The organism is Nonomuraea sp. GTA35 (assembly GCF_041950525.1).
Classification (GTDB): domain Bacteria; phylum Actinomycetota; class Actinomycetes; order Streptosporangiales; family Streptosporangiaceae; genus Nonomuraea.
This window is the reverse complement of record NZ_JBGNUV010000001.1, coordinates 241,661-267,870: the sequence shown is the minus strand read 5'-3', so window position 1 is coordinate 267,870 and position 26,210 is coordinate 241,661. Positions and strand designations below refer to the sequence as shown.

Sequence of the window (26,210 nt, the reverse complement as noted above, 5' to 3'; positions counted from 1 at the left end):
TTCCTCCTTCAGACGGCGATGAGATCGGTCAGGTGGGCGAACATCCGCTCGGCGTCCGGCTCGCGGCCGGTGAACAGCCTGAACGCGTGCACGGCCTGGAAGACGACCATGCCGCCGCCGTCCAGCGTCCGGCAGCCGATCGCCCGCGCCTGCTTGAGCAGCTCGGTCTCCAGCGGCCGGTAGACGATGTCGGCCACCCACAGGCCGGGGTGGAGCAGCTCGGCGGGCAGCGGCAGGCCCGGATGGTGGGCCATGCCGGTCGGGGTCGCGTGCACCAGCCCCTCGGCCCCGGCCAGCAGCTCGGGCAGCTCGGCCGCGCTCGCGGGGCGGGCCCGTCCCGCGCCGAAGCGGGCGGCCAGCTCGCCGGCGAGCGCGGCGGCCCGCGCCGGGTCGGCGTCGACCAGGGTGATCCGGTCGGCGCCCATCGTGAGCAGCGCGTGCGCGACCGCGGCTCCCGCGCCTCCGGCGCCGAGCTGCACGATCCTGCGGGTGGGCACGTCCGGCAGGCCCCGCGCGAACGACTCGGCGAAGCCCGTCCAGTCCGTGTTGTGGCCGATGGCCCGCTCGCCGTCGAACACCACGGTGTTGACCGCGCCGAGCATGCGGGCGTCCGGTGACAGTTCGTCCAGGTGCGGGATGACGGCCTGCTTGCAGGGGTGGGTGATGTTGAGCCCGTCGTAGCCGAACCTGCGCGCCGTGCGGACCAGCTCGCCCACCTCGCCGCCCACCCGGTCGGTGTCCAGCAGCCGGTAGACGTAGTGCAGTCCGTGGTGCACGGCCTCCTGCTCGTGCAACGGCGGGCTCCAGGAGGGCCCGATGCCCGAGCCGATCAGCCCGACCAGGAATGAGTCCATCACATCGTCCTTTCAAGCAGGTGCCGCGGTTTTCTTAATGTACGTACTAGTGAGTTAGCTGGCTAGACATGACCCTTGACTTCACGACGCCGCCCGTGGAGCCTTGTGGACTATCTAGTCCGTACTCTAGGACGGAGCACGGTTGTCACTGCTGCGTGAGGGCGGGCCGGCCGTCGGCCGTCCCCTGGCCCTGGGCCCCGTACGGCTGCGCAACCGGTTCGTCGCGGCCCCCATGGAGCGCAACTACTGCGAGCCCGACGGGACCGTCACCGACCGCTACACCGCGTACCTGGCCCGGCGGGCCGTGGGCGGCGCGGCGCTGGTGTTCGCCGAGGCCGCCTACGTCCGCGCGGACGGCAAGGGACGGCTGCGGCAGCTCGGCGTGGACACGGACGCGCGCGTCCCCGGGCTCGCCCGGCTGGCGGCGGCCGTGCACGACGGCGGCGCCCTGCTCGGCGTCGAGCTCAACCACGGCGGCCGCACCGCCCAGAGCGCGGTCAGCGGCTGCCGGCCGGTCGCCCCCTCCCCCGTCCCGTGCCTGCCTGCCGGTGGCGAGGTGCCGCGGGAGGCGTCGACCGCGGAGGTGTACGAGCTGGCCGACGCCTACGGGCACGGCGCACGCCGCTGCCGCGAGGCGGGTGTGGACGTGATCTCGATCCACGGGGCGCACGGGTACCTCGTGCACCAGTTCCTCTCCCCCGTGTTCAACCTGCGTACGGACGAGTTCGCCGACCCGCTCCGCTTCCTCGGCCTGGTCGTCGAGGCGGTCCGCGAGCAGGCCGGTCCCGACGTGGCCGTCGGCCTGCGGCTGTCCGCGCACGAGGGGTTCGAGGGCGGGCTGACCGCGCGGCGCACGTTCGAGCTGATCTCGTGCGCCCGCCTGGACCTGCTGGACTTCCTCGACGTCTCGGCCGGCTCGTACGAGGCGGGGCAGTGGAGCATCCAGCCCGCCGAGTGGGAGCCCGGCCTGCTCGCCCCGTACGCCGCGCGTTACCGGGCACTCGGGCTGCCGGTGGGCGTCGCCGGCCGGATCAACACGCCCGAGAGCGCCGAGGCCGTCGTGGCGGGCGGGCAGGCCGACTTCGTCTCCCTGGCCCGCACCCTCCACGCCGACGCCGACTTCCCCCGCCACGCCCTCACCGGCGGGCCCTACCGGCCGTGCATCGCCTGCAACCACTGCATCGACCGGCTCGGCACCGGGGAGCCGATCCCGTGCACGGTCAACCCGCGGGCGGGCCGCGAGCACCTGAGCCCACCGGCCGCACCCGCGACGCCGGGCACGGTGCCGGTCGCGCCCGTGAGGCCGGGTGCTCCCGCCGCACCCGGGAGGCCGGGCGCGGTGCTGGTGATCGGGGCGGGCCCGGCCGGTCTCGAAGCGGCGCGGCTGCTGGCCGAGCAGGGGCGGCGCGTTCAGGTGCTGGAGCGCGAGGAGCACGTCGGCGGGCGGGTCGCGCTCGCCGGGCGGCTGCGCGCGTACCCGGAACATCACCGCCTGCTGCGGTGGTGGGCCGCCGAGCTGGACCGGCTCGGGGTGGCGGTGCGCACCGGCACCCCGGCCACCCGCGAGGAGCCGGCGCGGCACGAGGCGGACGCCATCGTGCTGGCCACCGGCGGCACCGGCCACCTGCCCGACGTCCCCGGCGTGCGCCTGCCGCACGTCCTCGACGTGCGCGACTGGCTCGCCCTCGGCCAGGACGTCCCGCGCTCCTGCGTCGTGTGGGGCGCCGACCGCGAGGGCGTCGCCGTGGCCGACCACCTGGCCGCCGGAGGGGCGGAGGTGCTGCTCATCGGCTCGCAGCCGAGCCTCGCCCCGGACGTCGGCCGCCGCGCGAAGATCCTCATGGTGCCGCGGCTCACGGAGAACCCGAAGGTCCGCGTCCTGCTGGAGTCCACGGTCTCGGCCATCGAGCCCGATCGCCTGCTCGTACGCTCCGGAGGCCGCTCGGAATGGCTGCCCGTGTCGGGCCCGCTGCTGGTCTCCCACGGCGTCGTCCCGCGTACCGGCCGGTCCGCCGGCCAGTCCGCCGGGCAGTTCGACGGCCTGCTCGCGGCCTGCGAGGACCGGCGGCCCCGCCTCGGGGTGCACGTGATCGGGGACGCGGGAGACAGCGGCGGCTCACTCCATCGGTGCTTCGTCGCGGCGGAGGAGGTGGCCGAGGCCATCGCGCGGGCAGGCGATCAGCACCGGTGACCTCCGTTCGCTGGGTCGCGGCCTCAGGCCGGGCGGGTCGCGGCCCGCGCGCGGCGGCCCACGTCGGCGAGCAGTTCCGTGAACCCCTTCCGCGTGGTCTCCGCGAACCCCACGAACAGCCGGTTGGCCAGCGGCACCGCCCACCGCATCCACTGCGCCACGTTGAACACCCGGTGCACGAGCAGCGCTCCCTGGGGGTGCGGCTCGACGCTCCACTCTCCGCGGTACCACCATCCGCCCTGGATGGAGATGGTGTGACCGGCCACCTCCACGGTGGAGGTGTGCCCGGGGGCGTCCTCGACGGTGAAGCGGCCGGAGCGGCGGCCGCCGGGCAGCAGTTCCTCGGCCAGGGCGTCCCACACCCGGGAGGCGGGCGCCTCGACGATCCCGGCCACCTCGGTGATCAGCTTCCTCATGACGCCACCCGGGTGTTCTGGAAGGAGGCGAAGCGCCAGCCCCCGGGTGTGCGGACGGCGGTGAGGGAGACGGTGGAGGCGCGGTGCCGGCCGTCCGCCGTGGTGCCGCCGGCGGCGATGACCAGGACCGCGCCGTCGGCCAGCGGTTTGACCGTGTGGCCGCCGCCGGTGGACATGGTGGAGCCCTTCAGCGGGCCCTCGAAGAGCCACCGGTGCGTGGACTCGATGGCCTCCCGTCCCCGGGTGTGGGTGCCGTCGAAGGTGATGTAGTCGGCGTCCTCGGTGAAGACGGCGGCGTAGGCGGTGGCGTCGCCGCGGTTCCAGGCCTCGGCGAGGCCGGCCAGCAGCTCGGCGATCTCGGACATGGCGCAACTCCTCGTGGTCGGGGCGCCTATCCTGAGGTGTGCGACTCCAGGCAGGGCAGGCGCCTTGTTCTCGGATGTCCGGCTGCCAGGGTGTTGGCGCACCCTGGCGGCCGCTTTCACGTCACGGCTCGCCGAGCACCTCGTCCAGGAGCTCCCGTCTGACGGTGCTCGGCCAGTCGAGCTCGCCCGACTCCAGCCGGGCGACGAGTTTCCCGAGCCAGGCCAGCTCGCTCTCGCTCAGGGCCCGCTCGTAGTCGAGCTCGATCATCAGGACGTCGGGCAGGCCGCTGTCCTTCAGCGCCTTCAGGTGGGCGTTCATCGAAACCAGTGATCCTTCGATGGACGCCGCCCTGCTGCGCAGCGCCCGCAGCACGTCAGGCACCGGCAGGACGCCCATCAGCGAGACGGCGGCGGTGAACGTGCGGCGCTCGGCCCCGGGGTTCTCCAGCAGCGCGCGGAGCCTGGTCGCCAGCTCCCGGCGGCCCTCGTCGGTGATCTCGTAGACCGTGCGCTCCGGGCGGCGGCCCTCCCTGCTGGTCTCGACCGGCACGATCAGCTCCTCGCCCGCCAGCCTCTCCACCGCGTGGTAGAGGCTTCTGGGCAGCCCCGTCACGTAGTCCTTGTGCGTGTCGACGATGAAGCGGTGCAGCTCGTACGGGTGGCTGGCACGTACCGACAGCATGGCCAGCACGGTCAGGCCGACCAGGTCTGGACGCCGCGCCATGATTCTCCCTCCCATAGTGCAATTCGCACTATAGCCGAGAACAGTGCGCCGAAGCATCCCGCTATAGTGCAGACTGCAATAGCACCAGGGCGACGCCTGCGACCCGGCCGCCGTCCGCGCGGCGGTGCGCGGCCAGGACGCCGTCATCGCCGCGGTCGGCGGCAGCCGGATCGCCCGCACCCTCATCGACGCGATGCGCGAGAGCGGCGTGCGGCGGCTGGTGATGACGAGCAGCCGCTCGGTCCCCGCCACCCGCCCGCGCCTGCCGGTCACCCTGGCCTGGCTGTTCTTCCGCGCGGCCTACGCCGACCTGGCCAGGGCCGAGGGCATGCTGCAGGTCAGCGGTCTCGACTGGAGCATCGCCCGCGGCACGATGCTGACCGGCAAGCCGGGGACGGGGCGGGTGCACATCGACTTCGAGGCCAACGCGACGGGCGGGGCCATGCAGCTGTCACGCGCCGACTACGCGATGGCCCTGCTCGACACCGCCGAGGACCCGTCGCTGATCGGCAAGGCCCTGGGCATCTGCGGCCCGAAGTGACGCTTTGCGCCTTCCGGCCGCGCCGCGCCGGGTGCCCGCCTGCCGAGGGCCGGTGCCGAAGGCGAGGTCCCGCAGCGTCCGGAACGGTGCAGGTTTCACCGTTCGGCGCGCGCGAGATCGCGGATGGCCGGGACGGCGAGCAGCAGCCCGGCGACGACCAGGACCATGCCCGAGGCCGCGAACAGCAGCGGCACCGTGCCCAGCACCACGGCGAGGGGGCCCGCCAGCGCCTGGCCGACGGGTTTCATGACGAGCGAGCCGGCGGCGTCGTAGGCGTGCACCCGGCCGAGGAACTCCTGGGGGACGTGGGTCTGCACGCTCGTGTGGAACATGACCACCCAGAAGGTCATGCCCATGCCGCCGATCGCGTAGCAGACGGCCAGCGCGGCGGGGGGCCAGCCGAGCGCCACGCCGAGCGGCATGAGGGTGCCGCACGTCAGGGCGACGGCGCCGGCCCGGAGCGGGTGTCCCGGCGTGATCCGCATCGCGGCGAGCCCGCCGAGCAGGTTCCCCACGCCCAGGGCGGACATGATGAGGCCGAGCGCGGAGGCGCCGTGCTGGGTGATGATCGTGCTGTGGCCCAGGGTCAGCGTCGGGCCCGACGAGGTGACCTGCCAGACGAACCAGATCACGATCACGCCCCACAGCCACGTCCTCGACCTGAACTCCCGCCACCCCACCACCAGGTCCAGCCGGAAGGTCGAGCCCTGCGCCCGCGCCCCGCCCGCCGCCGGGAGGCGGAGGAGGAACAGGCAGGCGCCGCTGGCCGCGAACGTCGCCGCGTCGATCGCGAAGACCGTCCACGGCGCGGAGACGGCCAGGAGCACCCCCGCCAGGGAGGGCGCGACCACACTCATGATCGACTCGGAGACGCGCAGCGTGGCGTTGGCCCGCTGCACGTCCCGGGCGATCTGCGGGGTGATGCTGGCGACCCCGGGCTGGAAGGTGGCGCCACCGGCGCCGACCAGCGCCAGGAGCACGAGCACCTGCCACAGCTCGGGCGTGCCCAGGGCGAAGAGCAGGGCGAGCAGCGACTGGAAGACCAGGCGCACGATGTCGGAGAAGATCATCATGCGTCGTGCGCCGAACCGGTCCGACAGGACGCCGCCGAAGACCATGAGGACGGCGAAGGGCGCCACGTGGGCGGCCAGCGCGTAGCCGACCCCGCTGAGGCCGTACCCGCCGTGGATCATCGCTGCCGAGATGACGACGGGCAGCATGTGGTCACCCAGCAGGGACGTGCTGCGCGCCGCGAAGAACAGGCTGAATCCGCGGGTCCAGAGCCGCTCCTGGCCGTGCGCCTCTAACACGGCGAGCCGCCCGGCGGGCGCTCGCGCGACCGGCGGGCCACCGCCGTCCCCGTCTCCCCCACCCGTCCAAATGATCACAGCGGCCGGACGGTGTCAAACCCCGCCCGCCGGCCCGATGGGGCACACGCCTCGCCCGCAACCCTGGCGGTTGTAACCTTTTCGTGACCAAGAACAGGTGAATACCCGAAATTTACGGGCATTTTTGATCTCGAAGTCCAGCAGAGGGCTTCGTCTCACGCGAACCACCTGAGCGTGCCTCTGCCTGGGCTTTTTGTCATGGGCAGGGCCGCTGGCACCTTTGGAGCAGCAACATGCCTGTCCTGAACCTCGCATTCGAGCAGCGCACCGCCGAGGAACTGCTGGCCGAGCTCGCCGACCCGCAGATCCCGCAGATGCATGCCGTCCGCATTCGCGAGCGCCTGGTGGAGATGCACGAAGGGCTGGTGACCGAGGTCACCCGCCGCTACCGGTACCGAGGCGAACCCATGGAGGACCTGCGCCAGGCCGCGTACGTCGGCTTGATGAAGGCCGTCAACGGCTACGACCCCGAGCTCGGGCACGAGTTCAGGGGATACGCCATGATCACCATGATGGGCGAGGTCAAGCGGCACTTCCGCGACCGCACCTGGGCCATCCGGGTGCCGCGCGTCTACCAGGAGCGGCGCATCGAGCTCAACAAGGCCACCGCCGAGCTCACCCAGAAGCTGGGGCACTCCCCGACCGTGGCCGAGCTGGCCGAGAAGATGGGCATCTCCGAGGAGGACGTCCTGCTCGCCCTGGAAGCCTCCACCGCCTACAGCACGCTGTCGCTGGACGCCCCCGTCAGCAGCGGCGACGACGACGCCGCCGAGCTGAGCGACTTCGTGGCCGACCAGGACGCCTCGCTCGACACGCTGGTCGACAGGCACGCGGTCAAGCCCCTCATCGACGCCCTGCCGCCGCGTGAGAAGAACATCCTGCTGATGCGGTTCTACGGGAACATGACCCAGTCGGAGATCGCCCAGGAGTTCGGCATCTCGCAGATGCACGTCTCCCGCATCCTGCGCGCGGTCCTCACCAAGCTGCGCACCGCCCTGTCGGAGTGACCTCGCCGCCGTCGCCCCGCACCGGCACACGTTCACAAGTGAAACACCTGGCTCCCCGCCGGCACCGGCGCCGATGGCCTTGACCGCCTCCGCGCCGCCGGCGGGCGGGCGCGTCGCTGGTCCTGGGCGCGGAGGGCGGCGAGCCGCGCCTGCCACTTCTCCAGCAGGACCGGGATCTCCTCGCGCATGAGCTGCAGGAACTCCCACGTCTCCCGCAGCCGGGCCGCGGCCCGGCTGTCCTCGCCGACGGCTTCGAGCCCCTCGCGCAGCGTCCGCTCCCACTGCGTGATCAGCGCGTCCTGCTGGAGGATCGCCTGATGCCACTGGTCCTCGGTGACCCGGTAGTGGTCGCGGCGCGCGCCGGGCTCGCGGGTGACCAGCGCCACCTGCGTCAGATACCGTACGGCGCCCGACACGGCGGCCGGGCTCACCTGCACGAACTCCGCCAGCTCGGCCGCGGTCCCGCGACCCCCGTCCGCGACCAGGAGGGCCGCGTTCTACAGCCTCTCGGCGGCCGCCGGCGTGCTGACGGCCGTCTGGCTGTGCCGCTCCGCCCACGACCTCGCCGGCCCGCGCACCCAGCCGGTCGCGTCCGTGCCGCTGCCCACGGGGCCGGGAACGCCGTGACGCGTCACGCGCACCGCCGGTCCGCCCCCAGGAACGTGCCGGTGCGCCGCGCGCTGCCGTAACCGGCGGCGAAGGCGCCCCGCTCGAAGACCGGCTCGCCCGCCACGCACACCGCCCTGACGGCGGCGTCGCTGCGGTTCACCATGCGCCGCACGCCGCCGAAGTCCGGCATGGGCGCCTCGTGGTAGGCGGCCAGCCGGTCGTCGAGCCCCGCCGGGTCCACCACGACCAGGTCCGCCCGGTCACCCGCGCGCAGCGTGCCCGCCCGCAGCCCGAACCAGCCGGCCAGCTCGCCGGTCAGCCGGTGCACCGCCTGCTCCGCCGTCATGAACGGCCGGCCGGCCGCCTGCGCGGCCACCACCCGCTGCAGCAGCCGCAACGGCACGTTGTAGTGGGCCATGTTGCGCAGGTGCGCCCCCGACTCGGCGAACCCCAGGTGCACCGCCGGATCGCAGGCCAGCCGGTCCAGCACGTGCGGCCGGTGGTTGGCGATCGTCGTGCGCCAGCGCAGCCGCGACCCGTGCGCGACCACGAGGTCGAGGAACGTCTCGGCCGGGTGCCGCCCCCGCGCGTGCGCCACCTCGCCGAACGACCGGCCCACCATCCCCTCGTCGGGGCAGGAGACGATCTCGGCGTCGTACAGGTGCCGGAACCGGCTGTCGTAGTCGCGGCGGAACCACCGCCGGTACGCCCGCCGCGACAGCAGCCGCGCCCGCTCGGCCTCCTGCCGCAGGTGCAGCGCGGCCGCCGTGGCGCCGAACTCCTCGAAGATCGCAAGATCGATGCCGTCGGCGTACAGCTCGTACGGCACCGGCAGGTGCTGCCAGCGCACCTCCGCCCCCAGCAGCCGGTTGGCCGGCGCGGTCGCGCGCGCCAGCGCGGCCGGCAGCGCGGGCGCGGTCTTGGGGTCGAGCGCCGCCAGCAGCGACGTCTTCAGCCGCGGGCGCACCCGCAGCCCGGCGCTGGCCAGGAAGAACAGCAGGCTGTCCCACGGCCCGGCGGTGCCGGGGGCGCTCTGCAGGACCCGGCCGCGGGCGCGCAGCACCCGGTGCAGCGCGCGGTACTCGCGCCAGCCCGCGAACGTGGACGGCAGCCGCGCCGACCGGAACCGCTCGCCGCCGAGGCGGCAGTGCGTGCTGGTCACCGTGGACAGGCCGAGGAAGCCGGCGTCCAGGGCGCGGTCGAGCAGCGCCGTCATCCGGTCGAGGTCCTGCCCCGACGCCGGGCCGGCGCCGACCGCGCGGCCCAGCCCCATGACGTACGCCCGCAGGTCGGAATGGCCCAGGAAGGCGGCCACGTTCGGGCCGAGCGGACGGGCCAGCAGCGCCCGCACGTACTCGTCGGCGCCCGACCAGCTCCGATGCCGCTTCAGGGCGTCGAGCACGGCGGCGTGCGGCAGCGCCTCGACCCGGCTGAACAGGTCGGCCGCGTCGTCGGCGGCGCAGTAGACGGCCGACAGCGAGCAGTTGCCGAGCACGACCGTGGTGACGCCGTGCCGTACGGACTCCGGCAGCCCCGGGGACAGCAGCACCTCGATGTCGTAGTGGGTGTGCACGTCCAGGAAGCCCGGCAGCACCCAGCAGCCGCCCGCGTCGAGCACCCGCCGGCACCCCGCCTGCGGCAGCGGCTCGGCCGAGACGGCCGCCACCCGCCCGGCCCGCACCCCCAGGTCGCGCAGCGCGGACGGGCTTCCCGCGCCGTCGAACCAGCGGCCCCCCTTGATGATCAAGTCGAACATCGCGTCCTTCGGCTGTCGCGTACGGTGAGCGATCGCTCGAACACCCTACGGCATGGGAGGCGGCCGGAACGCGTCCCCCGCGCGTGTCCGGCCGCCCCCTCTCAGTCGACCTCCGCGGCCGCCTGGGCGAACTGGGCCGAGTACAGCCGGGCGTAGGCGCCGCCCGCGGCCAGCAGCGACTCGTGCGTGCCCTGCTCGACGATCCGCCCGTCCTCCATCACCAGGATCAGGCCGGCGTCGCGGATCGTGGACAGCCGGTGGGCGATCACGAAGCTCGTCCGCCCCTCGCGCAACGAGCTCATCGCCCGCTGGATGAGCACCTCTGTCCGGGTGTCGACCGAGCTGGTCGCCTCGTCCAGGATCAGGATCGCCGGCTCCGACAGGAACGCCCGCGCGATCGTGATGAGCTGCTTCTCCCCCGCGCTGACCGCCGCGCCCTCCTCGTCGATCACCGTGTCGTAACCGTCGGGCAGCGTGTGCGCGATGCGATCCACGTGGGCGGCCCGCGCGGCCGCCTCGATCCGCTCGCGCGTGGCGCCTTCCGCGCCGTAGCCGATGTTCTCCGCGATCGTGCCGCCGAACAGCCAGGTGTCCTGCAGCACCATGCCGATGTCGGCGCGCAGCTCCTCGCGCGACATCCGCGCGATGTCGACCCCGTCGAGCGTGATACGGCCGCCCGTCACCTCGTAGAACCGCATGATGAGGTTGACCAGCGTCGTCTTGCCGGCTCCCGTGGGGCCCACGATGGCCACCGTCTGGCCGGGCTCCACGGTCAGCGACAGGTTCTCGATCAGCGGCCGGTCCTCGGCGTACCTGAAGGACACGTTCTCGAACGCCACCCGCCCCCTGACCTCCGCCGGCCGTGCGGGGTCGGCCGGCTCGGCCGACTGCTCGGGCGCCTCCAGCAGCTCGAAGACCCGCTCGGCCGAGGCGGCGCCCGACTGCACGAGGCCCGCCATGCCGGCCAGCTGGGTCAGCGGCTGGCTGAACTGCCGCGAGTACTGCACGAACGCCTGCACGTCGCCCAGCGAGATCGAGCCCGAGGCCACCTTGAGCCCGCCCACCACGGCGACCAGCACGTAGTTGAGGTTGCCGATGAACATCATGGCCGGCTGGATGACGCCGGAGATGAACTGGGCGCGGAAGCCGGAGGCGAACAGGGCCTCGTTGTGCTCCTCGAAGGTCCCGGCCGCCTCCTTCTGCCTGCCGAACACCCTGACCAGCGTGTGCCCGCCGTACATCTCCTCGATGTGGCCGTTGAGCTTGCCCGTCGAGGACCACTGCTCGATGAACTGCGGCTGCGCCCGCTTGCCGACGACCGCGGTCACCCACACCGACACCGGCACCGTCACCAGCGCGATCAGCGCCAGCACCGGCGAGATCCAGAACATCACCACCAGCACTCCCACGACCGTCAGCACCGACGAGATGAGCTGGCTCATCGTCTGCTGCAACGTCTGCGCGATGTTGTCGGTGTCGTTCGTGGCGCGGCTGAGGATCTCACCGCGCGGCTGGCCGTCGAAGTAGCTCAGCGGCAGCCGCGCCAGCTTGCCCTCGATCCGCTCGCGCAGCCGCGCCGCCGCCCGCTGCACCACCACGGTCGTCAGCCGGAACTGCACGATCCCCAGCAGCGCCGCCACCAGGTACAGCGCCAGCACCCAGCCCAGCACGTGCGCCAGGGCGGTGAAGTCGATGCCGCGGCCCGGCACGACGCTCATCGACGCCACCATGTCGGCGAACGTGTCCTGCCCGCCGGCCCGCAGCCCCGCCACGGCCTGCTCCTTGCTGACCCCGGCGGGCAGCTGCGCCCCGATGATGCCCGTGAAGATCACGTCCGTCGCCTGGCCGAGGATCTTGGGGCCCGCCACGGTCAGCGCCACGCCGGCCGCGCCGACCACCAGGACGACGACCAGCATCGCCCGCTCGGGACGCAGCAGCCGCATCAGCTTGCGCAGCGTGCCGCCGAAGTCGAGCGCCTTCTCGGCCGGGCCCGCCATCATCCGCCCGGGGCCGAAGCCGGGCTGCGGGCGCCGCGCCGGCGCCTGTGTCGTCACGCTGCCGCCTCCTGTTCCGTGAGCTGCGACAGCACGATCTCCCGGTACGTCGGGCAGCCGTCCATCAGCTCGGCATGGGTGCCGCTGCCGGCCACCCGCCCGTCCTCCAGGACGATGATGCGGTCGGCGTCGCGGATCGTGCTCACCCGCTGGGCCACGATCACGATCGTGGCCTCGGCGATCTCCGCGGCCAGCGCGGCACGCAGCCGCGCGTCGGTGGCGTAGTCGAGCGCCGAGAACGAGTCGTCGAACAGGTAGATCTCCGGCCGGTGCACCAGCGTCCGCGCGATGGCCAGGCGCTGGCGCTGGCCGCCCGACACGTTCGTGCCGCCCTGGGAGATCGGCTCGTCCAGCCCGCCCGGCATCGCCTCCACGAACTCGCGCGCCTGCGCCACCTCCAGCGCCCGCCACAGCTCCTCGTCGGTCGCGTCCGGCCTGCCGTAGCGCAGGTTGGAGGCGACCGTGCCGGTGAACAGGTACGGCGACTGCGGCACCAGGCCGACCGCCCGCGACAGCGCGTCCTGGTCGAGGTCGCGCACGTCCACGCCGTCCACCAGCACCTGGCCCGCGGTCGCGTCGAACAGCCGCGGGATCAGGTTGAGCAGCGTGGTCTTGCCGCTGCCGGTGCTCCCGATGATCGCGGTGGTACGGCCGGGCCGCGCCGCGAAGCTCACGCCGCAGAGCACCGGCTCCTCCGCGCCCGGGTAGCGGAAGTCCACCGACCGCAGCTCCAGCTCGCCGTCGTGGCGCTCCGGCACGACGGGGACCGCCGGCGGGTGCACGGTCGGCTCGGTCGCCAGCACCTCCTCGATGCGCTCGGCGCACACCTCGGCCCGCGGGATCATCATGAACATGAACATCGCCATCATCACCGACATGAGGATCTGCATGAGGTAGGAGATGACAGCGGTGAGCGCGCCCACCTCCATGGCCCCGTCGGCGATGCGGTGGCCGCCGAACCACACCACGGCGACGCTGGAGACGTTCACCACCATCATCACCAGGGGGAACATCAGCGCCATCAGCCGCCCCACCTGCAGCGACACCTCGGTCAGCCGGTCGTTGTCCACGGCGAACCGCTCGCGCTCGTACCGGTCTCGGACGAACGCCCTGATGACCCGGATGCCGGTGATCTGCTCGCGCAGCACCTGGTTGATCCGGTCGATGCGCTCCTGCATCGTGCGGAAGAGCGGGCGCATCCGCACCACGATCAGCGCCACCACGACGATCATCACCGGCAGCGCGACGAGCAGCAGCGACGACAGCGTCACGTCCTGCCGCAGCGCCAGCACGATGCCGCCGACGCACATGATCGGCGCGGCCACCATCATGGTGAACGCCATCAGCACCAGCAACTGGATCTGCTGCACGTCGTTCGTGGTCCGGGTGATCAGCGACGGCGCGCCGAACCTGCCGACCTCCTGCGCGGAGAAGTCCTGCACCCGGTGGAAGATCGCGGCCCGCAGGTCCCTGCCCAGGGCCATCGAGGTGCGGGCGCCGTAGTAGACCGCCACGGTCGCGCAGACGATCTGGATGAGCGTCACACCGAGCATCACCAGCCCGACGCGCATGATGTAACCGGTGTCGCCCTTGACGACGCCGTCGTCGATGATGTCGGCGTTGAGCGTGGGGAGATAGAGCGTGGCCAGCGTCTGCACGAACTGGAAGAGCACGACGAGCGCGATCTCTTTCCGGTACGGCCTGAGCTGGGCCCGCAACAGACGGAACAACATCAGCAGGGGCTCTCTCGGTCGGGGTCGGGTAAGGGCCTGACGAGCAGCCCGTCGAGCAGCACGGAGACGATCTCCGCGTCCTCCATGTCCGCGAAGCCGCCGGCGTGGTCGAAGCCGCGATGCACGGACACCGCGGTCAGCATGAGCAGCAGCTGCGCCGCGGCCTCGGGCGAGCGCCGCAACCGGTCGCGATCGGGCTCCATCAGGGCGGCCAGCGCGGCCTCGATCCGGCGCCGGCCCTCCATCATGCGCTGCCCGAACCCGGCGTCCTCGGCCATCAGCTCCCGGGGCACGGACAGGAGGTTGGCGTTGGCCTTCATCCCCGCCCTGATCGTCGCGACCGCCTCGCGCAGCCGCTCGCGCAGCCCGTCCCGCGTGCCGATGGCCTGCAGCGCGTCCACGGCGTGCCGCGGGTCGAAGGCGCTCATCAGCGCCGCCCGCAGCAGCGTCGCCTTGTCGGGGAAGACGCCGAAGATGGTGCCCTCGGCCACGCCCGCGGCCTCGGCGATCTGGCGGGTGCTCACCGCGGCACCGTACTCCCGCAGCAGCGGGATGGTGGCGGCGATGAGCGCGGCCCGGCGGTCCTCCGGCGCCATCGCCGGCACCCTCCGCCTCTTGTTCATGCCCGGGAGCGTAATGAGCGAGTACTCACTCATTCAAGTGGTTTTATGGCGAGGACAGCGGGCGGGAATGTGGCCCTTTAGGCACGCACAGTAGTCATATGCGTTGCGAACTCGAGGTCGAGCAGCCGCCGACGATCACCTGGGGCCGCGCCGCCCCGTACTCGCCGGGCGGGGACGAGACGTGCGGGCTGCCCATGCCCGGCGTGATCCTCGCCCGGGCCGGCGAGCAGATCGAGCGGATCCGCACGGCCTGGCGCGCCACCCGCTACGAACGCTTCCTCCCCGAGGCGAACCACGCCCTCCTGCACCGCTTCGCCGGCGCCCTCACCGGCGTGCTCCCCACCGCGACCACCACCCCGTTCACCGTGGACGACCTCATCGCCGCCGGCCTCCTCCCCCGCCACCGCCGCCTCGTCACGACCCTCCTCCGCCTGCTGCGCGAACACGACCTGGCACACCCGAGGCCCGAGGACGCGTGCTCGTGGCCGGAGGGCAGGTGGCTTCTCACCAGCCCGGCCGACCCCGACGAGCTCACCCGCGCCCTCCTCCAGCGGCACCCCGCCTTCCTCGCCGAAGTGGCGCTCAGCACCCACGCGGGACGCCACCTCCCCGCCGTGCTCCGCGGCGAGCGCAACCCCCTCGACCTGCTCGATGACGGCCTCCTCCAGCACCTGTACGACGTCGCGCCGGTGTGCCGCTTCACCAACCGGGTGGCACGGGCCCTGCTCGGCCAGATCATCGCCGCCTGGCCGGGCGAGCGCACGTTGCGGGTGCTGGAGGTGGGCGCGGGCACCGGCGGAACCACCGCCGCCCTGCTCCCGCTCCTGCCGCCCCACCTCACCCGCTACACCCTCACCGACCCCAGCCCGCTCGCCTGCGCCGCCGCCCGGCACCGCTTCTCCGGCCACGGCTTCCTCGACCACCACCCGCTCGACCTCAACACCGACCCCACCTCCCAGGGCTTCGCCTCCGGCGGCCACGACGTCGTGATCGCGGCCAACGCCCTGCACACCGCCCGGGACCTGCCCGCCGCGCTGGACCGCGTACGCAGCCTGCTCGCCCCCGGCGGGCACCTGCTGGCCATCGAGACCCACGACCCCGGCCCGCTGCTCGGCGCCTTCGGCACGCTGGAGCACGCCTGGCCCGCCGAGGACGACCTCCTGCGGCCGCGCACCGTGCTGCTGCGCCGCGAGCAGTGGCCGCCGCTGCTGCGCGAATGCGGCTTCACCCACATCGCCCGGGCCGGCGACGACACCCGCTCCGGCCAGGACACCTTCTCCATCCTCCTGGCCGCCCGACCCCGCGCCCGCACCCGCCCCCGCCCGTTCCCGCCCGCCGCCACGAAGACCCGCTGGATCATCGCCGCGGAATCCGAGAACGAGCTCCCCCTGGCCGACGCGGTCGCCCGCCTCCTGACCACACCGGACGGGAACACCACCCCATCCGAACCCGCTCGAAACCCCACAACCAGCACCCCCGAAAGCGGCACCACCGAAGACGGCACCACCAAAGGCAACGCGACCGGACGCGACGCGGGCACGGCAACGGGAGGCGGCGGGGGCGGCGCGGGCACGGCGACGCGAGGCGGCGCGAGCGGCGTGACCGGAGACGGAGCGGGCTACGCGACCGGAGGCGCCGCGGGCAGCGTGGGGCGAGCGGTCGCGGTGCTCGCCGGGCAGGAACCCGAGCGGTGGCGGGACCTGGTGTCCGGCCGACCGGCCGACGAGAGAGTGGCCGTCACGTTCGTGCCCGCCGAACGCGCCCCCCACCCCGACAACGAGCCACCGCACGCGGGCACAGGCTCTGACACAAGCGCAAGCTCAGGCTCTGACGCGAGCGCGAGCGCGGGCGGTCTCGCGGGCGCAGGCGTTGACACAAGCGCGGGGTCGGGCGCTGGCACAAGCGCGAGGGCGGGGGCGGGGGCGGGGGTGCTGCGGGCCATCGCACGGGCCTTCGACGCGCTCCCCGCATCCGTCAGGCGATCACTGTACGTCGTGACCCGCCCCTCCGCCCCCGGACAACCACCCGCCCCCGCCGACGCGGCCATCCGGGAGGCCGCCAGGTCCATCGCCCGCGAGCACCCCGCCCTGCACCTCCCCCGCATCACCCTGCACCCCGGCGAGACCCTGGCCGCCGACGCCCGCAGGCTGGCCCGCGAGCTGCTGTCCACCCCGGGCGAGCACGAGATCGTCCTGACACCGAGAGGCCGCTTCGTCATCCGCGAGCTGCCCCACACCCCTCCCGCCCCCTACGTCCTCGACCTCGGAGACCCCGACGCCCTTGAACCCGCATGGATCCGCACCACCCCACCCCCACCCCCCGGCCCCGGCCTGGTCACCGTCGAGGTACGCGCCGCCACCTTGCCGCCCGGCCCGGGAAAGAGGCCGGGCACCCGGCGGACCGGATGGTGGTCCTGCGCCGGCCTGGTCACCGCCGTGGGCGACGGCGTTTCCGGCATCAGACCGGGCAACCGCGTGGCCGGACTCGCCCCCGGCGCGCCCGCCTCCCACGTCCTCACCTCGGCCCGCCTCCTCACCACCACCGCCGCGGGCACGACCGACGCCGAGGCCGCCACCGCACCGCTGCCGAACCTGCACGCCCACCTCGCCCTGACCGTCCAGGCCAAGCTGTCACCGGACGAAACCCTGCTCCTGCACGACGACGCCACCGGCTTCGGCCTGGCCGCGCTGCGGCACGCCCGCCACTGCGGCGCCCGCGTCGTCGCCGCCGCCCGGACCCCCGCCCAGCGCGACCTCCTGCTCACCTTCGGCGCCTGGCGGGTGCTCGACGCCCTCGCCCCGGACGCGCCCCGCCGGGTGCTGGAGCTGACGGACGGCCGGGGCGCCGAGGTGCTGGCGGGGCCCGCCCCGTCCGGCTGGGACCGGGCGCTGGCCACCGACGGGCGGTACGTGGAGCTCGGCGCCGCGGACCCGTCGGATCCGGACGTGTTCGCCGAGGTCATGGCCGGAGCGGCGCAGGACTGGTGCCTGCCGCTGCCGTACGGCGCCTATCCCGCGGCCCGCGTACGGGATGCCCTGGCGTCGATGCGGGAGGGCGCGACCCTCGGTGAGATCGTGCTCTGCTTCGACCCGGCAGACGGCCCGACCCTTTACAAAGTAGATCATGAAGCGCCACCGCCTGATCAAGGGCCCGGCCTTGTCTAGCATGGGACAGGGTTCGTGTGTGGAGGGAGGCCTGTGGAAGAGAGCGCGGCGCTGGCCCAGCTCGCCCGGCGGCTCGAAGAGGTGGTGAACGATCTGCGGGGACTCCCCGTGGACGTCGAACGGCTGGAGGACAGCCCGCTCGTCCGGCAGCGGATCTCCGAGGCCGCGCTCTCCGCCGACGAGTTACGCGCCATGCAGCCGGTGGGGCTGGCCGACACGGCACGGGACGAGCGCACGACCCGGCGCGAGAACCTCGACGCCCTGGAGCGCGGCATGCGGATGCGGACGATCGTGCACGCCGGCGTGCTGGACAAACCGCTCCACGCGGCGCGGATCAGGCAGTTGCACGCCGCCGGCGATCTGCATCGGGTGGTCGACGAGCCGATCCAGCAGCTGGTCATCTTCGACCGCACGGTGGCCTTCCTCCGGCCCACCCCCGTCGCCTACGCTCCCGGCGCGCTGGTGATCAGGCAGCAGAGCTTGATCACCGCCCTGATCGACCTGTTCGAGCGGACGTGGGCCAGGGCCAGGGACGTCACCGAGCCGACGCACCGGCTGACCGCGAGGGAGCGCGAGGTGCTCGCGCTGATCGCCGAAGGGCGCTCCAACAGCGCCGTCGCCCGGGCGCTGTCCATCACGGAGGCGGCCGTGGGGAAGCACGTGGCCAGCCTGTTCGCCAAGCTGGAGATCCCGGCCACGGCCGACGACAACCGGCGGGTGCTGGCGGTGCTGGCCTACCTGCGGGGCACGGCCAGGTAGGGCCCGGCCGGCCCTCGCCCATCTGCGGGGGACGGCCAGGTAGGGCCAGGCCGACCTCGGACTCGCCCCAGGGCCCGTGCGGGCGCGACCCGGGGTGCCGTTCAATGATCGTCATGCAACGCATGACCGGACTGCTCATCGGCGCGATGTTCGGCGCCGTCTTCGTCTTCGTGAACACGCACGACCCGCTCAGCGGCACCGCCGTGCTCCTCCTCCGGGTGGCCGCCGGCCTGGCCGCGGCGGGCGTGCTCGCCCTGTGGTTCACCGCCGCCCGCGGGCAGCGCGACACCGGCGGCGCCCCTCGGGGAGCCATGTTCGGCCGGGGGTATCTCGCCGTCGTGGCCGCCGAGGCGGTCCTGCTGTTCGGCGGCCTGCGGGTGCTCGCGGCGCTGGGAGCTCCCGAGCAGGCCAACGTGGCGTGGGTCGCGCTGGTGGTCGGGGTGCACTTCGTCGCGCTGGCACCGATCTGGAAGAGCTGGGACATCGCCGTCCCCGGCGCGGTTCTCACGCTGCTCGGCGTCGCGGGGCTCGTCCTCGCGCCGACGTCCGGGGCGGCCTGGGTGCCGTTCCTCAGCGGCGTGCTGTCGGGGATCGTGCTGCTGGCGGGCACCGTGACCGTGAGCTGGCGTACCGTGGCGGCCGGCACGCGCTGAAGCCCTGGCACCCGTCCGGCCGCGGCCCGCAGCCGGACGCCGGTGGCCGGCCGGACGGCCGCTCGGCCCGGGATCCGGACGTCAGCAGGCCGCTGCCGCGTGGCGCATCAGGGGCTCGGCGGCGGTGCGCAGCTCGTCGCTGAACGGTGTGGGCCGCAGCGTGGCCGGGTCGAGGTTGACGTTCACCCGATAGCCGTCGGCGTGCACCACCTCCCGGTCCGGCGACAGCACGCGGAAGCCGTACACGCCGCTGGTGCGGCCCAGCCGTTCGATCCAGAAGTGCACCACGGGCTCGCCCGCCCCCACGATCGGCGCGTGGTAGGTCACCTTGAACTCCCGCACCGCCAGGAACACGTCCTTGAACACCGATCGCGCCGCGTCGGGCGACCAGCCGAGGCGCTGCCAGTACGCCCCGATGGCCCGCTCGACCAGCAACGCGTACCGGGAGTTGTGCAACAGGCCCATGGCGTCGAGATCGTCGAAATGCACCTGGACAGGCTCGTGCACGCCGTCTTCCATCATCATGATCAATCCTCCGGGAGAAGTGCGGGCTCGGGGCAGAGCGCGCGCAGCCGCTGCAGGACGGCGCGGCGGGCGTGGGCGAGGGCGGCGGGCCCGTCGTGCAGGCGGGAGTGGATGATCACCATCTCCCCGAGCGCGTCGATCTCGTACGCGAGCTGCGCCGGGTCCGCGCCCTCCACCAGCTCACCCAGCTCCTTGGCCTGCGCCACCAGCCGCTGGATGAACTCCTGCCACTCGCCCATGGCGCGCGCGATGCGGTCGTGCACGGCTCCTGGCCGGTCGTCGAACTCGGCCTGCACGGTGAAGAAGAAGCATCCGCCCGGCAACACGCCGTCGCCGTAGAACCGTAGCCGCGCCTCGTGCAGCGCGAACAGCCGCCGCACCCCGGCCGGAGCGCTCATGGCGGGCGCCACGACGTGCTCCTTCCACTGGCGGGCGGCCCATTCGACGGCGTCGAGCTGCAGCTGCTCCTTGTCGCGCCAATGAGCGAAAAATCCGGACTTGCTGGTGCCGGTGGCCGCCGCCAACCGGCCCAGCGAGAGCCCGTCCAGCCCTTCGACGGAGGCCAGGCCCACCGCCTGCTCGAGAATCACCTCCCGGCTGCGCAACCCACGCAGCCGCCGGCCGTCCTGCGTCATGCCGCCAAACTATACGAACGATCGGTCGTTTGTATAGTTGGGCTCCCGACCGCGGGCCTGCGGCGCGCGCGTCACCCCCCGCCCTTGATCTGCCTGAGGATGCTCTCGTCCGTGATCTCCGTGTCCCTGGCCAGGAGAAGAGCCTTGCTGAGGATGAGCGCCAGCCGGTCGTCCTCCTCGAACGGGAGGAACAGCCGCTCGTCGCGGCGCTGCTCGGGCACGATGCACAGGTAGACGTCGCCCGGGTCCATGAGGATGTTGCCGCTGCCCACGTGGATCTTGTAGGTGCGCAGGTCGCCGCGGACGACCAGGAACCGGTCCGTGAGGGTGCAGCGCCCGCCGATGGCCGTGCGCGGCAGGATGCGGGCCAGGGCGTCGCGGCGCACCTCGCCCGAGGGCTGCAGCGGGCCGGTGGAGGTGTCGCGCCAGTAGGTCAGGTGGCGGTCGTGCCCGCGATCGGCCCAGCGGGGGTCGGCCGCGATCGAGGTCACCGCCACGAACAGGTCGACGTCGCGCATGGCCTCGCTGAACACCAGCGGCGGCACCTCGGCCAGCGGCGCCTCCCGCCAGGCGCCCTCGTCGCCGCGCCGGTGGAAGCGGACCTGGTCGGTGGTGGCGTACTCGCCCGGCTCGTCGTAGAGGTAGTCGTGGTGGAACGACACCCGCCAGCGGCCCTCCGCCAGCACCCGGGTGGCCGCGTCCGTGTCACCGCCGTCCCACGGGCCGAGCATCCTGGACTCCCAGTTCCTGGCCCGGAACATCGCGTACAGCCGCCGGTAGTCGACGACGTGCGCGGCGAACCGGTTGGAGTAGGCGGCCGTCTCCTCCTCGGCCGGCGTCAGCGGGTAGACCTCGCGGAAGGCCTGCTTGAACGGCTGCCTGACCCGCCCCTCCGTCACGGCCTCCCGCCACCGGGCCACCTCCTCGGCGCCCGCCCGCGCCGGATGCCACAACCGCACCCGCCGCCCGTCCACCTCGCCGTGCACCGTGCCGCCAATCGCGCCGTCCACCGCACCGGCCGCCTCCGGCCCGCCCGCCGCGTCCGGTCCGTCCTCCGCGGCGAGCCCGCCGGGCGCGGCAAGCCCGGGTCCCGGCGCGAACGCGGGCGGCAGGGCCCGCCACTCGCCGGGAGCGGCCTCCACCTCCCAGATCAGCCGGGCCGCCACCGTGCCCGCGATCGGGTGCCCGGCGACCCGCTCGCGCCACGTCCCGTACGGCCACGACATCTCCCCCGCGAACCCGGCCTCCAGCGCCCGGCACAGCGTCGTCACCTGCCGCCGCACCTGCTTGACCAGCTCGCGCAGCCGCTTGACCTCCTCGGGATGTTCCCTGCGCACCGCCGCCGGCACGCTCTTGAGCGCCTTGCCGCCCTGCCACCAGCCCAGCTCGAACTCCCCGCCCGCGCCCGGCGAGACCACCGCGGTGTGCTCCCCCAGCGGCACCTCCAGCCGCCCTCCGGGGCCGAACCCCAGGTCCGGCATGCGGAAGGCCACCTCGACCCGATCGGCCAGCCCCGGCTCGGCCTTCTTGATCATGCGGTCGAGCTGCTTGACCACACCGGCGTGCCGGGTCGCCGCGCGGGCCGCGCGCAGCGCCGTGACGGCCTCGGGCGTCGGGAACCGCCCGACCGCCCTGCCGATCTCGAACAGCAGCGCCTGCGACGGCAGCGTCTTGGCCTTCGTCGGCGCGACGGCCACCCGGGTCAGCAGGCTGCCGAGCAGCTCGGGCAGCCACGGCGCGTCGCAGTGGAGCGCCAGCCTCGCTGCCCGGCCGAGCGCCGGCACCTCGGCCGCGCTGAACGCCTTGTCTGCACGGTACGGCAGCTCGCCCGCGTGGATCGCGGCCACCCGCGCCTCGGCCGCCTCCAGCGCGGAACGGGCGAAGTCCGCGTACGGCGTCAGCGCCGCCAGCCGCTCCCAGACGCCGGGCAGCTCGGGCGGCGACCCGTACGAGCGGGGCCCCACCTCGGCCACCAGCGCCCTGCCCGCGGGATCGAGCCCCAGCACCACATCACGCTCGGCCACCGCCAGCGACCCCTGCGGCTCGTCCATCGGTTTCCCTTCCACGTCCATCCCGGCGACCCCGGCCACGGCCAGCAGCGCGTACGGCTCCTCGAACCGCGAGTGCGCCACCATGAACTCCGTCAGCACCCGCGCGATCCCGGACAGCCCGGCCCGCGGCGCCCCGCCGGGGCACCGCAGCAGCGCGCCCGCCGCCAGGCACACGTCGGCCCACTTGCGCCTGTCCAGCCCGTCGGCCAGCGCCTCGTAGAGCGCGAGGCAGGACTCGGGGGTGAACTCCGGCTGCCGCTGCCTGACCTCGCCCTCGACGACACACCGCATCGAGAAGGCGGGGCCCGTGCCTCGGGTCCGGTAGGCGAGCGGCAGCAGGTGGCCCAGATCGGCCGCCGTCAGCCGGGACGCGTCGGGCCACGGGTCGGGGTAGCCGAGGCCGGGCTCGGTCAGGTGACGGTGGAGGTACTGGGCTTCCGGCGAGAGCAGGTGGATCACGTTCACGGGTCAGCAGATTGCCGCACCCGACCGACAAAAGCACGCCGCCGCAGGCCGAGCACGGTCTCGCGCTCCGCGCGACCCTCGTCCGCCATGACCCTGGCCGCCGTGATCCAGCCCCCCGCCATGACCCGGGCCACCGCCATGACCCGGGCCCCGTCAGGACGCGGGCCGGCAGGCGGTGCCCGGCGGCGGGAGCCTGAGGGTCGTCAGGTACCGGTTGACGTGGGCGGTGACGCAGCCGCTCGGGCCCTGGAGGTAGAGGGTGTGGCCGTGCCCCTCGTACCGGAGGGTCGCCGAGCCGGGCAGGTGACGGACGATGGTCTCGACCTCGGTGTGGTCGATCCAGCTCCCGACCCCCAGGAACGGCGGCAGCCCGGCGGCGGGCAGCGGGGCCGGCGGGTTCGTGACGGGCGCGGGCCAGCCGGCGCAGGCCAGCGGCCACCAGGAGCGCTGCCCCGCGAAGTTCGGCGAGAGCTCGCGCGCCCTCCGCAGTGCCTTCCGGTACGCCTCGTAGCCGCCGTACCCCTTGCCGTCGAGGCAGTGCGTCATGTTCTGGCCGACGAGCGAGGGCACCTTGGGGCTGCCCGACGCCTGCCGCACGTAGTCGGCGAACCCGGCGGCGTCACCGGCCGCGGCCTGCTCGATCGCGTCGGCGAGCTGGACCCAGCGCGGGACGTCCGGCTCGGTGCCCGGTGCGGTGAAGCTGGGGGCGGCGGCCACCTTCAGGTCGAACCCGCTGTACGCGGCCCTGGCCGGATCGTTCTTCACCGGCACCGGCGACCGGTCCGCGGCGGCCACCAGCCGGCGCCACACCTCCCCTGCGTCCCGGCCGTGCAGCGCGCAGGCCGTGGCCGACCGGCACCAGGCGGCGAACCGCTCCACCTGCTGCTCCGCGACCGCGTAACGGCGGGGCTCGCCGGCCGCGGTGTCCTCGGCGTGGGCGACGGTGCCGTCCAGGACCATGGCGCGGACCCGGGAGGGGAACAGGCGGGCGTACGCGGTCGCGGGCGTCCCGCCGTAGGAGTTGGCCAGGAAACTCAGCCGCTCCTCGCCCAGCGCGGCACGGACGGCCTCGATGTCCCGGGCGACGGAGGCCGAGTCCATGTGGTCGAAGAGCTCGGGGTCGGCGGCGCGGCAGCGTTGCGCGTGCTCGCGGTTGACCCGCTCCAGCGCCGCGTACTGGGCGCGATCCTGCGGCAGGGTGATCCAGGGTCCGGTGGCGAGGCACTCGTACGGCAGCGCCCCGCCGGGCTTGACGGTGTTGCGCGGCGCGAAGCTCACCACGTCGAACCGGTCGCGCACCTCCGCGAACCGCCCGTGGAACTGCTTCAGGTCGTCGATCCCCGACGCCCCGGGGCCGCCCGGGATCGAGAAGAGCGTGCCGATGCGGCGTTCCGCGCCTGAGGTCGGGAGCAGGGCGACCGGAATGTTGAGCTTCCGTCCTTCCGGGCGCTTCCAGTCCACCGGCACCTGTACGGTGGCGCAGCGCATGTCCCTGGGCGCGTCCTTGTCCGCGCACGGCCGCCAGGCAGGCGCGTCACCCGCGCCACGCGCCACTGCCCCGCTCCCGGCGGACGGCTCCGATGACCCGCTCTCGGCGGACTGCTCCGACCCCGACGAGCCGCTCTCGACGGACGGCTCCGACCCCGACGAGCCGCTCACGGTGGGCAGAGCCACCAATCCTGGCGAGTCGCCCGGAGCCATCAGCCCGTTCGCGGGCCGCTCGGCGAGTGCCGGCGAGCCGGCGGCGGCGGGCACCGCCACCAGCCCCGTCACCAGCGTCGCGACCACCCCCACGGCCGGCGCCCGCACCTTGCGCCCCCTGGGCGCGATCCCCGCCGCCCCCGCCGCCAGTGCCGCGGCGACGTGGGCGGCCAGCAGCCCGGCCGCCGCCTGCGGGGCGAGCACGCCGCCGCCCACCCCGGCGATCTGCTGCGGCAGGCTCTCGAACAGGTACGACCCGGCCTGCGCCCGCACCTGCGACGGCAGGACCCGGACGGCGAACGGCACCACCAGGAAGATCATGACGAGCGCGACCAGGGCACCTGGGGTGGAGCGGATGGCCGCTCCCACGCCCAGCCCGATCAGCGCCGCCGCCGTCATGGACAGTCCGGAGACGACGACCGAGGTGAGCACGCCCGGCTCGGAGAGCCCGGTGCCCAGGGTCCGTCCGTCGAGCAGGATCTGACCGGCGCGGTCGCCGAGCACGGCCTGCGCGGACAGGTGCATGGCGAACGCCAGGACCTGCCCGCCGGCCAGGGTGACGGCGGCCAGCCCCGGCGCCTTGGCGAACAGGAGGAGCTGCCGCCGCGGCACCGCCACCAGGCTCGTGCGGATCATGCCGGTGGCGTACTCGGAGGTGACGGTGAGCGCGCCCAGCGTGCCGAACACGAAGTACGCGACCGGCAGCCCGGTGCCCAGCCCGTCGCCGTTGGTGGTGAAGCGCAGCCGCTCCGCCGGCGTCTGGGCGTCGTACCCGCGGATCATCAGGTACGCCACCCCCGCGCAGACCAGCACGGCGAGGAGGGAGGCGGCCAGCAGGTAGCCGTTCGAGCGGAGCGAGCGGAGCTTGTGCCATTCGGAGGCGATCACGTCGATCATCGGGCCGCCTCCGTGACCGGACGGCGGGCGCCGTACTCGACGCTGTCCTCGGTGAGCTCCATGAACGCCTCCTCCAGGGAGGCGCTGCGCGGCGTGAGCTCCCGGAGCGCGATCCCCGCCCGCAGCGCGAGGTCACCGATGGCGGCCGCGTCCGCGCCCCGCACGAGCAGAACCCCTCCCGCGCCGGCATCCGCCCGCCCCGGCTCCTCCGTGGTCACCGGCCGGCCCGGGTCCTCCGTGGTCACCGGCCGGGCCGGCTCCTCGGTGGTGGTCACCGTGGCGCCGCGGGCGCGCAGGAGCTGCGCGAGCCGGTCCGGGTCCGCGGCGCGTACCAGCACGTCGCGGCGGAAGCGGCCGGCGAGCGCGTCCGTGGTCGTGTCGGCGATCAGGCGGCCGCGGCCGATGACGACGACGTGGTCGGCGGTCAGCGCCAGCTCGTTCATCAGGTGGCTGGACAGCAGGACGGTACGGCCCTCGGCCGCGAGCGAGCGCAGCAGGTCGCGGATCCAGCGGATGCCCTCCGGGTCCAGCCCGTTCAGCGGCTCGTCGAACATCAGCACCGCCGGATCCCCGAGCAGCGCCGCCGCGATGCCCAGCCGCTGCTTCATCCCCAGGGAGAACCCGCCGATGCGCCTGTCCGCGACCTCCGCCAGCCCGGCCTGGCCGAGCACGGCGGCGACCCGGCGGGGGCCGATGCCGTTGCTGCGCGCCAGGCAGCCGAGGTGGGCGCGGGCGGTCCGGCCGCCGTGCACCGCCCCGGCGTCGAGCAGCGCGCCCATCGTGAGCATGGGGCGGCGCAGCGACGCGTACGGGCGGCCGTCCACCAGCGTCTCGCCGGCGTCGGGGATCTCCAGCCCGAGCACGGCCCGCATGGTCGTGGACTTGCCCGCCCCGTTCGGGCCCAGGAAACCGGTCACCAAGCCCGGTTTCACGGTGAAGGTCAAGTCGTCCACGGCGACCGTGCGGCCGTACCGCATGGTCAGGCCCCTCACTTCGATCACGTCTCTCCCTCGTCGTCCGCGTCGGCCCGCCCGGTGCCGGGAGGGCGGCGTGACCAGAGTGGCGGCCGGGAAGCCCTGTCTCCATGGGCGTCCGCCTA

21 protein-coding genes and 1 pseudogene are annotated in these 26,210 nt (G+C 73.7%); 7 read left to right on the top strand and 15 right to left on the bottom strand.

Annotated features, from left to right (window positions below):
* Nucleotides 1-8 precede the first annotated feature (8 nt).
* On the bottom strand, nt 9-854 hold the full coding sequence (locus tag ACBJ32_RS01185; protein ID WP_357887096.1) for a shikimate dehydrogenase: 846 nt from the start codon (nt 852-854) through the stop codon (nt 9-11).
* A 142-nt stretch (nt 855-996) separates the two neighbouring features.
* Between ACBJ32_RS01185 and ACBJ32_RS01180 the strand changes: the two genes are divergently transcribed.
* Nucleotides 997-3,045 (top strand): FAD-dependent oxidoreductase, encoded by a 2,049-nt coding sequence (locus tag ACBJ32_RS01180; RefSeq protein WP_375124980.1) that lies wholly within the window; start codon nt 997-999, stop codon nt 3,043-3,045.
* Between the two features lie 23 nt (nt 3,046-3,068).
* Here ACBJ32_RS01180 and ACBJ32_RS01175 read toward each other — a convergent pair whose 3' ends face one another.
* The 3 genes from ACBJ32_RS01175 to ACBJ32_RS01165 form a co-directional block, all read right to left on the bottom strand.
* Nucleotides 3,069-3,461 (bottom strand): hypothetical protein, encoded by a 393-nt coding sequence (locus ACBJ32_RS01175; RefSeq protein WP_375124979.1) that lies wholly within the window; start codon nt 3,459-3,461, stop codon nt 3,069-3,071.
* Nucleotides 3,458-3,826 (bottom strand): SgcJ/EcaC family oxidoreductase, encoded by a 369-nt coding sequence (locus ACBJ32_RS01170; protein WP_375124978.1) that lies wholly within the window; start codon nt 3,824-3,826, stop codon nt 3,458-3,460. Before ACBJ32_RS01170 ends, ACBJ32_RS01175 begins: the two co-directional genes overlap by 4 nt.
* A gap of 121 nt (nt 3,827-3,947) precedes the next feature.
* Entirely contained in the window at nt 3,948-4,550 is a 603-nt protein-coding gene (locus tag ACBJ32_RS01165; RefSeq protein ID WP_375124977.1) for a PadR family transcriptional regulator, read from the bottom strand.
* A gap of 97 nt (nt 4,551-4,647) precedes the next feature.
* On the opposite strand from ACBJ32_RS01165, the pseudogene ACBJ32_RS01160 reads away from it, so the two are divergent.
* A pseudogene (locus ACBJ32_RS01160) lies at nt 4,648-5,091 on the top strand (NAD(P)-dependent oxidoreductase); the annotation flags it as partial.
* Between the two features lie 95 nt (nt 5,092-5,186).
* On the opposite strand, the gene ACBJ32_RS01155 reads toward ACBJ32_RS01160, so the two are convergent.
* Nucleotides 5,187-6,401 carry an MFS transporter gene (locus tag ACBJ32_RS01155; protein WP_375124976.1) on the bottom strand — a complete coding sequence of 405 codons (1,215 nt, stop codon included), beginning with the start codon at nt 6,399-6,401 and terminating at the stop codon, nt 5,187-5,189.
* A gap of 311 nt (nt 6,402-6,712) precedes the next feature.
* Here ACBJ32_RS01155 and ACBJ32_RS01150 point away from each other — a divergent pair, with 311 nt between their 5' ends.
* The gene (locus tag ACBJ32_RS01150) at nt 6,713-7,486 is read left to right on the top strand and encodes an RNA polymerase sigma factor SigF (protein WP_375124975.1); all 774 of its coding nucleotides are present in this window, start codon (nt 6,713-6,715) and stop codon (nt 7,484-7,486) included.
* Nucleotides 7,487-7,518: 32 nt separating this feature from the next.
* On the opposite strand, the gene ACBJ32_RS01145 is transcribed toward ACBJ32_RS01150, so the two are convergent.
* Nucleotides 7,519-7,872, bottom strand: a complete 354-nt coding sequence (locus ACBJ32_RS01145; RefSeq protein WP_375124974.1) for a hypothetical protein — start codon at nt 7,870-7,872, stop codon at nt 7,519-7,521.
* Between ACBJ32_RS01145 and ACBJ32_RS01140 the strand changes: the two genes are divergently transcribed.
* Nucleotides 7,859-8,113, top strand: a complete 255-nt coding sequence (locus tag ACBJ32_RS01140; RefSeq protein WP_375124973.1) for a hypothetical protein — start codon at nt 7,859-7,861, stop codon at nt 8,111-8,113. The genes ACBJ32_RS01145 and ACBJ32_RS01140 overlap by 14 nt on opposite strands.
* 4 nt (nt 8,114-8,117) lie before the next feature.
* Here the strand turns inward: ACBJ32_RS01140 and ACBJ32_RS01135 are convergent, their stop codons facing one another.
* From ACBJ32_RS01135 to ACBJ32_RS01120, 4 genes are all read right to left on the bottom strand, one after another.
* Nucleotides 8,118-9,851: an amidohydrolase family protein gene (locus ACBJ32_RS01135; RefSeq protein ID WP_375124972.1), complete on the bottom strand. Its 1,734-nt coding sequence runs from the start codon at nt 9,849-9,851 to the stop codon at nt 8,118-8,120.
* A gap of 101 nt (nt 9,852-9,952) precedes the next feature.
* Nucleotides 9,953-11,905 carry an ABC transporter ATP-binding protein gene (locus ACBJ32_RS01130; protein WP_375124971.1) on the bottom strand — a complete coding sequence of 651 codons (1,953 nt, stop codon included), beginning with the start codon at nt 11,903-11,905 and terminating at the stop codon, nt 9,953-9,955.
* Nucleotides 11,902-13,638, bottom strand: coding sequence for an ABC transporter ATP-binding protein (locus ACBJ32_RS01125; protein ID WP_375124970.1), 1,737 nt, complete (start codon nt 13,636-13,638; stop codon nt 11,902-11,904). Before ACBJ32_RS01125 ends, ACBJ32_RS01130 begins: the two co-directional genes overlap by 4 nt.
* Nucleotides 13,638-14,261 carry a TetR/AcrR family transcriptional regulator gene (locus ACBJ32_RS01120; protein WP_375124969.1) on the bottom strand — a complete coding sequence of 208 codons (624 nt, stop codon included), beginning with the start codon at nt 14,259-14,261 and terminating at the stop codon, nt 13,638-13,640. Before ACBJ32_RS01120 ends, ACBJ32_RS01125 begins: the two co-directional genes overlap by 1 nt.
* Before the next feature lie 98 nt (nt 14,262-14,359).
* On the opposite strand from ACBJ32_RS01120, the gene ACBJ32_RS01115 reads away from it, so the two are divergent.
* From ACBJ32_RS01115 to ACBJ32_RS01105, 3 genes are all read left to right on the top strand, one after another.
* Complete coding sequence (locus ACBJ32_RS01115; RefSeq protein ID WP_375124968.1) at nt 14,360-17,425, top strand: methyltransferase; 3,066 nt, start codon at nt 14,360-14,362, stop codon at nt 17,423-17,425.
* 33 nt (nt 17,426-17,458) lie between these two features.
* Nucleotides 17,459-18,184, top strand: a complete 726-nt coding sequence (locus tag ACBJ32_RS01110; RefSeq protein WP_375124967.1) for a LuxR C-terminal-related transcriptional regulator — start codon at nt 17,459-17,461, stop codon at nt 18,182-18,184.
* Nucleotides 18,185-18,306: 122 nt separating this feature from the next.
* Entirely contained in the window at nt 18,307-18,837 is a 531-nt protein-coding gene (locus ACBJ32_RS01105; protein ID WP_375124966.1) for a hypothetical protein, read from the top strand.
* An 81-nt stretch (nt 18,838-18,918) separates the two neighbouring features.
* Here ACBJ32_RS01105 and ACBJ32_RS01100 read toward each other — a convergent pair whose 3' ends face one another.
* From ACBJ32_RS01100 to ACBJ32_RS01080, 5 genes are all read right to left on the bottom strand, one after another.
* Entirely contained in the window at nt 18,919-19,362 is a 444-nt protein-coding gene (locus tag ACBJ32_RS01100; protein ID WP_375124965.1) for an acyl-CoA thioesterase, read from the bottom strand.
* 2 nt (nt 19,363-19,364) lie between these two features.
* Nucleotides 19,365-19,997 carry a TetR/AcrR family transcriptional regulator gene (locus ACBJ32_RS01095; protein WP_375124964.1) on the bottom strand — a complete coding sequence of 211 codons (633 nt, stop codon included), beginning with the start codon at nt 19,995-19,997 and terminating at the stop codon, nt 19,365-19,367.
* A 71-nt stretch (nt 19,998-20,068) separates the two neighbouring features.
* Nucleotides 20,069-22,513, bottom strand: a complete 2,445-nt coding sequence (locus tag ACBJ32_RS01090) for a DUF4132 domain-containing protein (protein ID WP_375124963.1) — start codon at nt 22,511-22,513, stop codon at nt 20,069-20,071.
* A 153-nt stretch (nt 22,514-22,666) separates the two neighbouring features.
* Nucleotides 22,667-25,111 carry an alpha/beta fold hydrolase gene (locus ACBJ32_RS01085; protein ID WP_375124962.1) on the bottom strand — a complete coding sequence of 815 codons (2,445 nt, stop codon included), beginning with the start codon at nt 25,109-25,111 and terminating at the stop codon, nt 22,667-22,669.
* Entirely contained in the window at nt 25,108-26,112 is a 1,005-nt protein-coding gene (locus ACBJ32_RS01080; RefSeq protein ID WP_375124961.1) for an ABC transporter ATP-binding protein, read from the bottom strand. Before ACBJ32_RS01080 ends, ACBJ32_RS01085 begins: the two co-directional genes overlap by 4 nt.
* Nucleotides 26,113-26,210: the final 98 nt, after the last annotated feature.

Excerpts from the sequence above, each read along its gene's own strand:
- ACBJ32_RS01185 (WP_357887096.1), bottom strand. The coding sequence starts at position 854 with ATGGACTCATTCCTGGTCGGGCTGATCGGCTCGGGCATCGGGCCCTCC.
- ACBJ32_RS01175 (WP_375124979.1), bottom strand. The coding sequence starts at position 3,461 with ATGAGGAAGCTGATCACCGAGGTGGCCGGGATCGTCGAGGCGCCCGCC.
- ACBJ32_RS01170 (WP_375124978.1), bottom strand. The coding sequence starts at position 3,826 with ATGTCCGAGATCGCCGAGCTGCTGGCCGGCCTCGCCGAGGCCTGGAAC.
- ACBJ32_RS01165 (WP_375124977.1), bottom strand. The coding sequence starts at position 4,550 with ATGGCGCGGCGTCCAGACCTGGTCGGCCTGACCGTGCTGGCCATGCTG.
- ACBJ32_RS01150 (WP_375124975.1), top strand. The coding sequence starts at position 6,713 with ATGCCTGTCCTGAACCTCGCATTCGAGCAGCGCACCGCCGAGGAACTG.
- ACBJ32_RS01135 (WP_375124972.1), bottom strand. The coding sequence starts at position 9,851 with ATGTTCGACTTGATCATCAAGGGGGGCCGCTGGTTCGACGGCGCGGGA.
- ACBJ32_RS01125 (WP_375124970.1), bottom strand. The coding sequence starts at position 13,638 with ATGTTGTTCCGTCTGTTGCGGGCCCAGCTCAGGCCGTACCGGAAAGAG.
- ACBJ32_RS01120 (WP_375124969.1), bottom strand. The coding sequence starts at position 14,261 with ATGAACAAGAGGCGGAGGGTGCCGGCGATGGCGCCGGAGGACCGCCGG.
- ACBJ32_RS01115 (WP_375124968.1), top strand. The coding sequence starts at position 14,360 with ATGCGTTGCGAACTCGAGGTCGAGCAGCCGCCGACGATCACCTGGGGC.
- ACBJ32_RS01105 (WP_375124966.1), top strand. The coding sequence starts at position 18,307 with ATGACCGGACTGCTCATCGGCGCGATGTTCGGCGCCGTCTTCGTCTTC.
- ACBJ32_RS01100 (WP_375124965.1), bottom strand. The coding sequence starts at position 19,362 with ATGATGATGGAAGACGGCGTGCACGAGCCTGTCCAGGTGCATTTCGAC.
- ACBJ32_RS01095 (WP_375124964.1), bottom strand. The coding sequence starts at position 19,997 with ATGACGCAGGACGGCCGGCGGCTGCGTGGGTTGCGCAGCCGGGAGGTG.
- ACBJ32_RS01085 (WP_375124962.1), bottom strand. The coding sequence starts at position 25,111 with ATGATCGACGTGATCGCCTCCGAATGGCACAAGCTCCGCTCGCTCCGC.